Origin of the sequence: Rhizobium sp. NPDC092011, from assembly GCF_044756305.1 — a bacterium.
In the GTDB taxonomy this organism is placed as follows: domain Bacteria; phylum Pseudomonadota; class Alphaproteobacteria; order Rhizobiales; family Rhizobiaceae; genus Rhizobium.
Genome location: NZ_JBIVSO010000009.1, coordinates 26,402 through 39,696, shown reverse-complemented (window position 1 = coordinate 39,696; position 13,295 = coordinate 26,402). Strand labels below are relative to the sequence as shown.

Genomic DNA, 13,295 nt, shown 5'->3' with positions numbered 1-13,295 from the left:
CGCGCCACGCCCGGATCGGCTCAGTGAATTCACAACCGCGGCGGACGGAAGTCTCTCCACCTCATACTGAGGTGGCCCGGGAAGATATATCCACCCGCCCTCGTGGTTCGAGGCTTCAGCCTGTCAGGCCTCCGCACCTCACCAAGAGGGCTGGTCTGCTCGTCCCACAGCTATACTTCAGTGCGCCTCATCCCAATTGTTGGCGGCGCGCGCGTCGACCTTCAAAGGCACGGCCATGTCCACCGCCGGCATGGCAGCATTTTCCATGACCGAGACGATAACCGGCGTCGTGCGCTCGACATCGGCGTCCTCGACTTCGAAGATCAGTTCGTCGTGCACCTGCAAGAGCATGCGGACGCGATCGCCAAGCCCGGCCGAGGCCAGTGCCGGCTCCATCTTGATCATGGCGCGGCGGATGACATCGGCAGCCGAGCCCTGGATCGGCGCATTGATCGAGGCGCGCTCGTTGAAGGCGCGGACGGACGGATTGGAGGACCGGATCTCGGGGAAGTGGATACGGCGACCGAAGATCGTCTCGACATAGCCCTTGTCGCGCGCTGTCTGCTTGGTGCTGTCCATATAGTCACGAATGCCGGGGAAGCGCTCGAAATACTTCTTGATGTAATCGCTTGCTTCCGAGCGCTCGATGGAGAGCTGGTTGGCGAGGCCGAAGGCCGAAATGCCGTAGATGATGCCGAAGTTGATCGCCTTGGCGCGACGGCGCACCTCGCTCGGCATGCCCTCTACCGGCACACCGAACATTTCGGAGGCCGTCATCGCATGAATGTCGATGCCGTCTTCGAAGGCTTGCTTCAGCTGCGGGATATTGGCGACATGCGCCAGCACGCGCAGTTCGATCTGGCTGTAATCGGCCGAAACCAGCTTGTGGCCCGGCGTCGAGATGAAGGCGGTGCGGATTTTGCGGCCTTCCGCGGTGCGCACCGGAATATTCTGCAGGTTCGGTTCGGAGGAAGACAGACGCCCGGTCGTGGTCGATGCCAGCGAATAGGAGGTATGGACCCGCTTCGTCTGCGGATGGACGTAACCCGGCAGAGCGTCGGTATAGGTGGATTTCAGTTTGGTGAGCTGACGCCAGTCGACGATCTTGCGCGGCAGATCGAAGCCTGCGGCCGCCAGGTCTTCCAGCACCTGCGCCGAGGTCGACCATTGGCCTGTCTTGGTCTTGCTGCCGCCCGCCAGCCCCATCTTGCCGAAGAGGATATCGCCGAGCTGCTTCGGAGAACCGATGTTGAAACGCTCGCCGGCGAGCGTGTAGATCTCGTCTTCCAGCCGCGCCGCGCCCTGCGCCAGTTCGCCGGAAAGGCGTGACAGGATCTGCCGGTCGATGGTGATGCCGCGCTCCTCCATATGGGCGAGCACGGGCACGAGCGGCCGCTCCAGACGCTCGTAGACGGCAGAGAGCTTCTCTGCCGCAAGCCGCGGCTTCAGCACCAGCCAGAGGCGCAGCGTCACGTCTGCATCCTCGGCGGCATAGGCCGTGGCGCGGTCGATATCGACGAGATCGAAGGTGACATTGGATTTGCCGCTGCCGGCCACGTCCTTGTAGGCGATCGGCTTGTGGCCAAGCCACCGCTCGGAGAGGCTGTCCATGCCGTGCGTGGCGTTGGAGCCGCCATCGAGCACATAGGACAGCAGCATCGTATCGTCGAAAGACTTCGTCTCGATACCGTAACGCTTCATCAGCAGGTAGTCGTATTTCAGGTTCTGCGCGATCTTGAGGATGGAAGCATCCTCAAGCAGCACCTTCAATCTCGCCAGGGCATCCCGAAGCGGAATCTGATTTTCGGCCATGCCGCCGCCGAGCAGATCGCCGACGCCGGTCTTGTGGCTGAGGGGCACATAGGCGGCGCGGATAGAACCGCCTGTGGGATCGTTGCGGTTATCGGCAATCGCCAGCGAGAAGCCAACGATTTCGGCCTGCATCACATCGAGCGACGTCGTTTCCGTGTCGAAGGCGACGATGCCGGTTTCACGCGCATCGGCGATCCACTGATCGAGCGTGGCGACATCGCGGATGGTCACATACTTCGAATGATCGATCGGTGCCGTGGCGAAGCTTGCGGCGCGCGCATTGGCGAGATCGGCCGGTTCGCTCAGCCCCTCTACGGCCAGGCGCGGCTTTGCCGCCTGTGCCGGAACGGCGGCTCCTTCGGCGGACTGTTCGCTGCCGGCAACGAGATCGACATTTTCACCAACCTCCAGATCCGGGCCATGCGCGCTGTCAGCCAGCTCGACCTTGACGACGGATGGCTCGATCGCCGCCGGATCGCAATCGCACGCATCGGCGACGCGTCGGGTCAGCGAGGTGAATTCCATCGCCTTCAGGAAGCCGATCAGCTTAGGGCCGTTCTGCGGCTCAAGCACGAGGGCGTCGAGCGGCAGCTCCAGCGGCACATCGGTTCTAAGCGTCACCAGATGGCGAGAGATACGGGCAAGTTCGGCGTTGGCGATGATGTTTTCGCGACGCTTCTGCTGCTTGATCTCACCGACACGAGCCAGCAACGTATCGAGATCGCCGAATTCTTCGAGCAGTTGCGCTGCCGTCTTCGGGCCAATGCCCGGAATGCCGGGGACGTTATCGACCGAATCGCCGGTCATGGCCTGCAGGTCGATCATCTTTTCCGGCGGCACGCCCCATTTCTCGACAACGTCGGGAATGCCGATCTGCTTGTCCTTCATGCTGTCGTACATATGGACCATGGGCGTGACGAGCTGCATCAGATCCTTGTCAGAGGAGATGATCGTCACGTCGGAACCCGCTGCCTCTGCCTGGCGGGCATAGGTGGCGATGATATCGTCGGCCTCGAAACCGTCGGTTTCGATGCAGGGCAGGTTGAAGGCGCGTGTCGCCTCGCGGATGAGCCCGAATTGCGGGATCAGCTCCTCCGGCGGTGCGGAGCGGTTTGCCTTGTATTCCGGAAAGATCTCTTTGCGGAAAGTCTTTGAGGAATAGTCGAAAATAACGGCGAAATGCGTCGGTGTGACCCCGACCGAAGTATCGCGCGCCGAGGTCAGCAGCTTCCACAGCATGTTGCAGAAACCGGAAACGGCGCCGACAGGCAATCCATCCGACTTGCGCGTCAGCGGCGGCAGGGCGTGAAAGGCCCGGAAAATGAAACCGGAGCCGTCGACGAGGAAGAGATGATCACCTTTTTTCATGGTGACATGGATAGCGTGGCGCACCTCCAACGTCCATATAAAGTTCTGGTTTTGCAGCCCGACGAGAACGCCGGATCTCTCACTCAAACGTTACTAAGTTTTAATCAATCTAATCTGAGCATTCCCTTGAAAAACCACATTTGGAACCACAAATGTTACTCACCGGCGATTGATACGCCGAGGGTCTGACAACCGGCCTGTCCCCCGCCACGTCAGACTCGGACAAAGGCCTATCCCCTCTCCGGGCCTTTGTCCCCCTTTTTCGAGCCGCCATGGCGCCCTCCAGGCCATGGCGGCTTTTTCATGATATAAATGCAACTTTTGCGTTTATAAATCGTAGCGGAAGTTGAGGATTTCCAGTGGATCCCTACCCAAGATTTGCTGATTGTCTTGCTTCGGAATCCTCGGCATACTTGCAATCATGGGATTTAATCGGATGGAATCCGCAGCCTACCTTGCCAGCCAGTTGGCGAAGGTATTTGGTCGCTCGTTGCTGCAACGGGCGAGTAAGCTCGGTTTCTCGCCGGGACAGTTTCCAATCCTGCTGGAACTGTGGTCCGAAGACGGGCTGACGCAGAAGCAATTGCTGGAGCGGGTCGACATCGAGCAGGCGACAATGGCCAATACGCTGTCTCGCATGGAACGCGACGGGCTGGTGGAACGTCGCCCGCATCCTTCGGACAAACGGGCGCAACTGATCTTCCTGACGGCCAAGGCAAGCGACATGAGAGCCGAGGCCATCGAGGCGGCGATGGCGACCGATTCCGAGCTTCTCAAGGACTTCCGTAATTTCGAACGCGAACTGCTGCTGGAATATATCCGGCGCATCCTGGACAACGCCAAGCATCTCTGAAGCACTTGCAGGGAAAAGCGCGCGGAAGCGCGCTTTGCTACACAACAGGAAGAACTGGAAGATCGGGCGTTTCCGTCACGCTGTCCGAGACGGAAACGCTTCATGCTTATCCCGCTGCCCGGTCCATGTCGGGAAACTGTTGGCTCGGCCCGATGTCGGGCTTGCCGAAGAAGATCCCCTGAAGTTGGGCACACCCCTCTTCGATGACGATGCGACGCTGAATTTCCGTCTCCACGCCTTCGGTCACCACGGGCATGTTCAAACTGTGCCCGAGGCCGATGATGGCGCGGACGATCGAGCGCGCCGCCGGATCGTGTTCGAGGGCGCCGGTGAAGCTGCGATCGACCTTGATCTTGTCGAAGGGGAAGGCACGCAGATTGCTGAGCGAAGAAAAGCCGGTGCCGAAATCGTCCATGACTACTCGGATGCCGAGCCGGTGCAGCCGCTGCAACGTCGCAAGGACCGCCGTACGTTCGCGCATCAAAGCCGCTTCCGTGATCTCAAGCTCCAGCCGCTGCGGATCGAGGCCGGTTTTCCGCAAGATGCGCTCGATCTGGTCATAGAGCGTCGGGATCATGAATTGCAGCGGAGATAGGTTGACGGCGACGCTCGCGGGCTGACGCCAGCGCACTGCTTCCTGACACGCCTGTTCCAGCACCCACTCGCCGATTGCCGCGATCGATCCGCTCTCCTCGGCGATGGGAATGAAGGTCTCAGGTTCGATGATCCCGCGATCCGGATGCCGCCAGCGCAACAGAGCTTCGTATCCGCTGACGCTATCGCTGCCGACATCGTAGATCGGCTGGTAGTCGAGATAGAGCTGCTTGCGCAGAATGGCTTGACGCAGATCGCTCTCGAGTTGCCGGCGCATGCGCGCGGCCTTGTCCATCTCCGCGTCGAAGAAGCAGGCGTGACCGCGGCCGGCGCGCTTGGCGCGATAGAGCGCAGTATCCGCGTTCGCGTAAAGCTGCTCGGCACCGGCGCCGTCGCGCGGATAGATCGCGATGCCGAGGCTGACGCCAACGGCCGTGGGATCACGGGCGGTGTCCATCTCCGTGGCGAATTCCACCAGAATGCGCTCGGCAAGGCGCGCGGCCGCTTCGGGCTGCTGGCGCATGGGCTGGATGATGGCGAACTCGTCGCCGCCGAGTCTCGCGACCGTATCGCCTTCCTCGGCCACACGCTGCAGGATGCCGGCAACCCTGCAAAGAAGACGGTCGCCTTCGGCGTGACCGAAGACGTCGTTGATGGCCTTGAACCGGTCGAGATCCAAGCAGAAGATCGCGACCTCACCGTGCTTGCGGTTTGCCATCTGCAGCGCCTGGCGCATGCGCTGGTCAAACAGCGAGCGGTTGGGAAGGTCCGTCAATATGTCGTGATGAGCAAGATGCTCGATCATCTGCTGGGCCTGACGCCGTTCCGTGAGGTCGCGCACAACGAGTACGCTGCATTCGTGGCCACGATAGGTAATGGAGCGGATCACGGTTTCGACAGGGATGGCCTTGCCGTCGCGACCGGAGAGCGTGGTCTCAAGCGGAATGGCCGATTCGGCGCAGGCATCCAGATCGAGCGTGAGAAAAGCTTCCGGGACCGCGCCGACAACTTGCTGGGTGGACCATCCGGAAATGGTGAAGAAACGCTCGTTCGCATCGATGATCCGGCCGTCGCGAAGAACCAGCAGCCCTTCCAGCGACGCATTGGCAAAGCCTCGCAGATCGGTGAGATGGCGATCGATGAAGATCGCACCGAGAGAGGCCAGGATCAGCGCCGTTGCCGCGGCCAGGACGATGCTGGCGAGGATGCTCCGGTCGATGGCAAGCGCCTCTGTCGGCAGGTCCGCCTCCAGCGTCAGCGTGACGCCGCTCATTGCCGTGAAGTGTAGCGAGCATATCGCCAATACCAGCAGAAGCGCACCGATGACGATGCGTCCGACGCGATGAAGCCTACGAAAGGCGAGAAAGGCCAGTGCAGCAAAAACGACACCGATGGCAACGGACGCGCCAATACGTGGCAGGCTGTAGGAGAGCTTGGCCGAGGTTTCTATGGCCTGCATGCCGGTGAAGTGCATGGCGCCGATACCGCACGCCATCAACACGCCGCCAAAGGCGAAGGAAATTGAATTGTCCCACTCGAACGCAACGGAGATGGCGAGCCATGAGCCGAGAATTGCAAACACCATCGAAAGCACCGTCGGCGAAACGGTGTAGCTGATCGGGATGCTACCCTGATATGCCAGCATGGCGATGAAATGCGTCGCCCATATGCCGATGCCGCTGGCAAAGGCCGCAGCGGTGATCCAATAGCGGCGCTGATGAGACCGGCATTCCTGCGCACGCGCGAAAAGCAACATAGTGGCAAGGCTGCCCATCAAGCAGATGAACGCTGCAACAAAAATCAGCCTGATATCATGATCGTCGCGAATGCATGCAATCACTGAAAACATTTGGTGTCCCCAGAATACGCCTCTAGATTGACGTTATTTCAAATAGTCTAAATAACTTGTAAATTACATGAGCAACTATGCACGTAAACGAACACCTAGTCTTGATGAAACAAGCTAAGGTAAATTTTCGGTTTTGACTCCTCGAAACCCGCCTGGCTTTGGTCTATCGTCCCGCCAAATTTCATGTAAGGAGTCGGATATGACCGATATATCGCCCGTTCTCGACCGTGCCGATCAGAACCTCCCGTCCAGCCTCGACAACCTTTTCGAACTGCTCCGTATCAAGTCCATCTCGACCGATCCGGACTACAAGGCGGAATGCCGCAAGGCAGCAGAATGGCTGGTCTCCTATCTGAATTCGCTGGGCTTCACGGCATCCGTGCGCGACACGCCCGGCCATCCGATGGTGGTCGCCCATCACGACGCCGGCAGTGCCGACGCACCGCATGTGCTGTTCTATGGCCACTACGACGTGCAGCCGGTCGATCCGATCGAACTCTGGGAAAGCGATCCCTTTGCGCCTGCCATCAAGGACATGGGTGATGGCCGCAAGATCCTGACCGGCCGTGGCACCTCCGACGACAAGGGCCAGCTGATGACCTTCGTCGAAGCCGTGCGTGCCTACAAGGAAACCAAAGGTGCGCTTCCTGTGCGCATCTCCATCCTGTTCGAAGGTGAAGAGGAATCCGGCTCGCCTTCGCTGAAGCCTTTCCTCGAAGCCAATGCCGCCGAGCTGAAGGCCGATTTCGCGCTGGTGTGCGATACCGGCATGTGGGACGGCGATACGCCTGCGATCTGCGCCGGCCTGCGCGGGCTCGTCGGAGAGGAGATCGTCATCACCGCCGCCGATCGCGACCTGCATTCGGGCGTGTTCGGCGGCGCTGCGGCCAACCCGATCCACATCCTCACCGATATTCTTGCCGGCCTGCATGACGAGACCGGACGCGTGACACTTCCTGGCTTCTATGAGGGTGTCGAGGAAACGCCATCCAACATCAAGGCTTCCTGGGAAAAGCTGGGACTGACGGACGAAGACTTCCTCGGCGAAGTCGGACTGTCGATCCCCTCGGGCGAAAAGGGCCGCTCGGTGATGGAACTCACCTGGGCGCGGCCGACGGCCGAAGTCAACGGCATCTGGGGCGGCTATACAGGCGCGGGCTTCAAGACCGTGATCGCCGCCAAGGCATCGGCCAAAGTCTCCTTCCGTCTCGTCGGCCAGCAGAATCCGGCGGCGATCCGCGAGAGTTTCCGCGCCTATGTCCGCTCGAAGAGCCCTGCCGATTGCTCGGTGGAATTCCACGAGCATGGCGGCTCGCCGGCCATCCAGCTTTCCTACGATTCGCCGGCGCTGACCAAGGCAAGGAACGCCCTCTCCAGCGAATGGCCGAAGCCCGCCATCGTCATCGGCATGGGCGGCTCGATTCCGATCGTCGGCGATTTCCAGAAGATGCTCGGCATGGAATCGCTGCTCATCGGCTTCGGCCTCTCCGACGACCGCATCCATTCGCCCAACGAGAAATATGAGCTGCGCTCCTACCACAAGGGCATCCGCTCCTGGATCCGCGTGCTGGACGCGCTAGCTGTCTAATCGATGGATTGAGGGCGCGCAGGTCACTTTGCGCGCCCTCCTGCACCTCCTCCGCCTCGGCGGCCTTCAATACGGGCAACAGCTGATCGCTCGGCCAAATCTATGAGATAGACCATGGGAATCTGGATCGACACCGACATGGGGTTCGATGACATCGCCGCCATTCTGGTGGTTGCGCATTCGAATCTGACCATCGACGGCGTTTCGCTGGTGAGCGGCAACGCGCCGCTTGCCCACGTCCGTGATAATGCCGCGAGCGCCGCAGCCGTCTTCAGCTGGACATTCCCCATCCATACCGGCCGCGAACTGCCCGTTCTGTGCAAGCTGGAAACGGCACAGAGCATTCTTGGACAGAACGGCATCCCCACGACCGGCAGAAGCCTGCCGCCGGCCGACCCGCTTCCCTTCAGCGACGCCTTTGTTGCGCTGTGTGACTGGCTTGGCGACGGCAAGGGGCCGAAGCGCATCCTGGCGCTGGGTCCGCTGACGAATATCGCCGCCCTGGCGCTGGCGCGGCCGGACCTCGCCGCCCGCATCGACGAGCTGACCTGGATGGGCGGCGGCGTGACCTCCGGCAACCACACGGCCTCCGCCGAGTTCAACGCCTTTGCCGATCCCGAGGCATTGGCAATCGTGCTCGCACATGGTCTGCCACTGCGCATGGTCGATCTCGACATCTGCCGGAAAGTGTTGGCATGGCCGGACGATGTCACGCGTTTGCGCCAGACTGCCGGCGAAAAGGCACAACTGCTCGCAGATCTGCTGGAAGGCTACGTCAATATCGCCATCAGCCGCGGCCGGCCGGCCATGGCAATCTACGATCCGACGGCAGCGGCCATCTTCGTCGCTCCGGAGATTGCCGAGCTTCGCCACGCCCACATCGACGCCGAGCTGCATGGCCAGCACACGCGCGGCCGCACCGTCGTCGAGACGCGCGCCTCGCATGGTGCGTTCAACGCGCATTTCGCAGCAGAGATCGATGTGGAGAAGGCGCGCACGATCATTTTCGACGCGCTGCGTCAGGCGGCTGCCTGACGCCAACCCGGATATGACGACGAAAGAGCGAGCGCTGCCTTAGCCCTCGTCCCTCAGCTCCTGCTCCACCAGAGTCGTCCAGAAGGCCACGCCGGAGCCAATCGCGTCATCGGCAAAATCGTAGGCCGTATTGTGATGCAACGCGCCTTCGATCGCCGGACCGTTGCCGAGCCAGACATAGCATCCCGGCGCCTTTTGACCGAAGAACGCAAAGTCGTCGCCCGCGGTAGACGGGGGGAAGCGGGTTCGCGCCTTCTCCCCGAACACCGCACTAGCGGCTTTCAGTGCCCGTGCGGTGGCATCCGGATCGTTGATGACCGGCGGGATGCGGCGCTCGAAACGATAGTCGGCCGCTATTCCGTACATGGCCGCCGTACCCTGCGCCAGCCGGCCAATCTCCTGTTCGAGCTGATCGCGAACTTCGGGCGCATAGGCCCGCGCCGTACCGCCGATCTCGACGGTGTCAGGGATGACATTCAGCGCATTGGGGTCGCCGGCCTGCAGCGAGCAGGCGCTGACGACCGCTGGCTGTAGTGGATCGACGACGCGGCCGACAATGGTTTGCAGCGACGACAGGAACGTCGCCGTCGCGGTGATCGGGTCCTTGCCGAGATGCGGCTTGGCGCCATGCGTACCCGTGCCGCGAAAGGTGACATGCCACGTATCCGACGAGGCAAGCTGCGGTCCTTCGACGACAGCCATCTCGTCGACATCGAGACCGGGCATGTTGTGCAGGCCATAAACGGCATCGCAGGGAAACAGGTCGAAGAAGCCTTCGTCCACCATGTGCTTGGCGCCGCCACGGCCTTCTTCGGCCGGCTGGAAGATGAAATGCACGGTTCCCGAAAAGCCGCGCTTCGCCGCGAGATGGCGGGCAGCACCGATGAGCATGGTCGTATGGCCATCATGCCCACAGGCATGCATCTTGCCGGGAATGGTGGATTTATAAGGACGATTGGCCTTCTCCGGCATGGCCAGCGCGTCCATATCGGCGCGAAGACCGATGCTGCGCGTGCCGTTGCCAACCTGCAACGTGCCGACAACGCCGGTCTTGCCGAGGCCACGGTGCACTTTGAGCCCCGCTTCTTCCAACAGGGTCGCCACGATATCGCTGGTACGCTCCTCCTCGAAACCGAGTTCCGGATGGGCGTGAAGATTGCGGCGAAGCGACGTGAGGAAAGGGAGATCCGGGGCGATCTCTTCAGGCAAAGACATGGGCATTCCTTCGATATGGAGCACGATGACGGCGTGCCCTATCTTCCCCAAAGCGCCGCCCGCTTCAACCCAAATGACGCTCAGGCGTCGAGCTTGTTGAAGACGTGCGCCTTTCCGAGAACGCTCACGGATACCATGCTGCCGATATCGGGCAAGCCGACACCGGAGCTTTTGATGTTCAATGTCTCCGAACCGTTGGCATTGGAGAGAACCACCGTCACCGTGCAGATGGCGCCGCCAAATTCGATATCGGCTACCTTGCCGATGCAGGCTGCATTCGCACTGGCCTCGTCGAGGGCGGCAAGACGCAATTGCTCGGGACGGAGCATGATCTCACTGCGCCCCTGCCGGTTTTCGGCATCGACCGGGATGTGCCCGAGGATGCACTTGGCGGATCCGTTGTCGAGATCGGCCGGCAAAACGATGGCATCGCCGAGGAAGAGTGCCGTTTCCCGGTCTGTGGGGCTGAGATAGAGGGCCTGCGGCGTTCCCGCCTGTATGAGCGCGCCTTCACGCAGGACTGCAACCTGATCCGCGAAAGACAAGGCTTCGGCCTGATCATGCGTCACCAGGACGGCGGTGATGCCGGCGATTTGCAGCACACGGGCGACGGCCTTCCGCATGTTTTCGCGCAGGCCGGTATCGAGCGCTGAGAAAGGCTCGTCGAGCAGCATCAATCTCGGCTTGCGACCGAGAGCGCGCGCCAGTGCCACGCGCTGCTGCTGGCCGCCGGAAAGCTGATGAGGACGACGATCAAGCATGCCGCGATCAAGCTCGACCATATCGATGAGGGCGTTGATGCGCTGATCGCGGTCGCGTGCGCCGCGCTCCATGCCGAACCCGATGTTCTCGGCCACGCTCAGATGTGGAAACAGCGCGCCGTCCTGAGCGACGATACCGATACCGCGACGATGGGCCGGCACGATGGCTTCGCCATCCGCCAGGGTTTCGCCGTGGAGCACCACCTGCCCCGCATCGGGAACCTCGAAGCCGGCGATGATACGCAGCAGCGTCGTCTTACCGGAACCGGAGGGGCCGACGATAGCGGTACGGCTGCCGGCGGCAACGGTGAGGTCGATATTGTTCAAGGCACGCACGGGGCCGTAGCGCTTGCTTACATTCTTGATCGCCAGAAAGGTCATTGTCCGGCCGTTCGCTTGGATTGCACATAAAGGAGAAGGGTGAGCGGCAGCGACAGGACAACCATCATGAAGGCGTAGGGTGCTGCAGAAACATAATCGATTTCGCTGGTCAGCGACCAGAATTTCGTTGCCAGCGTTTGCGTGCCGTTGGGAGAAAGCATCAGCGTCGCCGTCAGCTCGTTGGTGATGCCAAGTGCGACGAGCGCCACGCTGGCGGCAAAGCCGGGAGCGGCAAGACGCATCGTGACCTGCCGCACGGCTTGCGCCGGCGTGCGGCCGAGCGCCATTGCGGCACGCTCCAGCTCGACAGGCGCCTGGGCGATACTGGCGCGCAGACCGACCATGGCGCGCGGCAGGAACAGCAGGACATAGGCGAGCAACAGCGTCGCAAAGGTCTGGTAGAGCGGCAGGATCAGGCGGACGGTGATCGACACCAGCGCCAGGGCAACGACGACGCCCGGCAGCGAACCGACATAATAGTGGCAAGCCTCGAGAATGCGCTGCAGCCGGCCCGGCGCGCGCACGGACAGCCAGGCCATGGGGGTCGCGGCAATGGTGGTGAGGAGACCGCCTGCCATCGCAAGAACGATAGTCTGCAGCAGGGCGGAGCCGACGGTATCGATCCGCCAGATGCCGCTGCCACCGAGATAGAGCCAGCGCGCCAAAGTGACGAAGGGAATACCAAGCGTCAGCACAGCCGTTATGACCGGTAGCGCGATCGCGGGAGCGACGAACCAACCCAGGCGGCGGCGATCCGCCGGACGGGCGGCGCCGGAACCGACACGCGCGTAGCGCTCATTGCCACGCACAAGCACCTCGATGCCGAGCAGCAGCAGGCAGCAGAAGACCAGAACCCCACCCAGCATATTGGCGGCAGGGCTGTTATAGGCCGACTGGAACTGGTCGACGATCGCGGTCGAGAAAGTGTCGAAGCGGATCATCACGTAGAGACCGTATTCCGCCAGAAGATGCAGGCCGATCAGCAGTGAGCCGCCGCAAATGGCGAGGCGAAGCTGCGGCAGGACTGCCCGGAAGAAAACGCGCCAGGGGCCAAGGCCGAGCGACGCCGCCGCATCCTCGATCGCCGGATCGAGCCGGCGCAGGGCAGCGGCAACGGGCAAATAGAGGAATGGAAAATAGGCAAGCACGGATACCAGCACACCGCTCCAAAGCCCGCGCATGCTGGGCACGAGGCTAACCCAGGCATAGCTGTGCACGAAGGCAGGCACGGCAAGCGGCGCTGCCGCCAGCCACGACCACAGGCGCGCGCCGGGAATGTCGGTGCGCTCCGTCAGCCATGCGAGCGTTACCGCCAGCAGGATGCACAACGGAATGGTGAAGACTTCGAGCAGCACGGTGTTGACGAGCAGCTCGCCGACGCGATTGCGGAAGATCAGGGCGATGACTTCGGCCCAGCCGGTATCGATCGTGACCCAGGCTATGAAGCCGAGCGGCACCAGGCTCAGAAGCGCAACGATGGAAGCAAGGGCGACGACAGAACCGTGCCGAACACGGCTGCGAGGGCCAGCCGTCAACTGGGGCACTCGCATGGCGGCTGGTTCGCCGGCATATGTGTTCTTCTGCAGCAAATCCGAGCTGCCTTTCACGCCCTGAAATAGGAAGGCAACCGCCGCTGACGGCGATTGCCCGATCGATCGGCCTTTGGGCCATCCCATGCCCCTAGCAGGGCATAGGACAATGATGCAAGAGCCAAGCCCGTCCGAAGGCACCCTAAAAGCGCCGCGGGCTCTTGGAGCAGGTCGGTTTCTCACGGAAACTCCGAGCTGCTCCATCTCCTTGTTTTCTCGCAATTCCGGAAGGAAAACCGCTGCGCGCTTT

General features: G+C 61.6%; 8 protein-coding genes. 3 read left to right on the top strand and 5 right to left on the bottom strand.

Annotated elements, in window-relative coordinates:
- Positions 1-177: 177 nt before the first annotated feature.
- Entirely contained in the window at positions 178-3,180 is a 3,003-nt protein-coding gene (polA, locus tag ACIQJ2_RS27260) for a DNA polymerase I (protein WP_400674997.1), read from the bottom strand.
- Between the two features lie 436 nt (positions 3,181-3,616).
- Between polA and ACIQJ2_RS27255 the strand changes: the two genes are divergently transcribed.
- Positions 3,617-4,033, top strand: a complete 417-nt coding sequence (locus ACIQJ2_RS27255) for a MarR family transcriptional regulator (RefSeq protein WP_199149273.1) — start codon at positions 3,617-3,619, stop codon at positions 4,031-4,033.
- Between the two features lie 106 nt (positions 4,034-4,139).
- Here ACIQJ2_RS27255 and ACIQJ2_RS27250 read toward each other — a convergent pair whose 3' ends face one another.
- Positions 4,140-6,476 carry an EAL domain-containing protein gene (locus ACIQJ2_RS27250; RefSeq protein ID WP_199149274.1) on the bottom strand — a complete coding sequence of 779 codons (2,337 nt, stop codon included), beginning with the start codon at positions 6,474-6,476 and terminating at the stop codon, positions 4,140-4,142.
- Between the two features lie 199 nt (positions 6,477-6,675).
- Here ACIQJ2_RS27250 and ACIQJ2_RS27245 point away from each other — a divergent pair, with 199 nt between their 5' ends.
- Both ACIQJ2_RS27245 and ACIQJ2_RS27240 read left to right on the top strand, forming a co-directional pair.
- Complete coding sequence (locus ACIQJ2_RS27245) at positions 6,676-8,064, top strand: dipeptidase (protein WP_400674828.1); 1,389 nt, start codon at positions 6,676-6,678, stop codon at positions 8,062-8,064.
- Between the two features lie 114 nt (positions 8,065-8,178).
- Entirely contained in the window at positions 8,179-9,099 is a 921-nt protein-coding gene (locus tag ACIQJ2_RS27240) for a nucleoside hydrolase (RefSeq protein WP_400674825.1), read from the top strand.
- A gap of 39 nt (positions 9,100-9,138) precedes the next feature.
- Here ACIQJ2_RS27240 and ACIQJ2_RS27235 read toward each other — a convergent pair whose 3' ends face one another.
- The 3 genes from ACIQJ2_RS27235 to ACIQJ2_RS27225 all read right to left on the bottom strand — a co-directional run bounded on the left by ACIQJ2_RS27235 (position 9,139) and on the right by ACIQJ2_RS27225 (position 13,132).
- On the bottom strand, positions 9,139-10,314 hold the full coding sequence (locus ACIQJ2_RS27235) for a M20 aminoacylase family protein (protein ID WP_400674823.1): 1,176 nt from the start codon (positions 10,312-10,314) through the stop codon (positions 9,139-9,141).
- 80 nt (positions 10,315-10,394) lie between these two features.
- Positions 10,395-11,456 carry an ABC transporter ATP-binding protein gene (locus tag ACIQJ2_RS27230; protein WP_400674821.1) on the bottom strand — a complete coding sequence of 354 codons (1,062 nt, stop codon included), beginning with the start codon at positions 11,454-11,456 and terminating at the stop codon, positions 10,395-10,397.
- Complete coding sequence (locus tag ACIQJ2_RS27225) at positions 11,453-13,132, bottom strand: ABC transporter permease (protein WP_400674818.1); 1,680 nt, start codon at positions 13,130-13,132, stop codon at positions 11,453-11,455. The genes ACIQJ2_RS27230 and ACIQJ2_RS27225 overlap by 4 nt, the downstream gene beginning before the upstream one ends.
- Between the last annotated feature and the right edge of the window lie 163 nt (positions 13,133-13,295).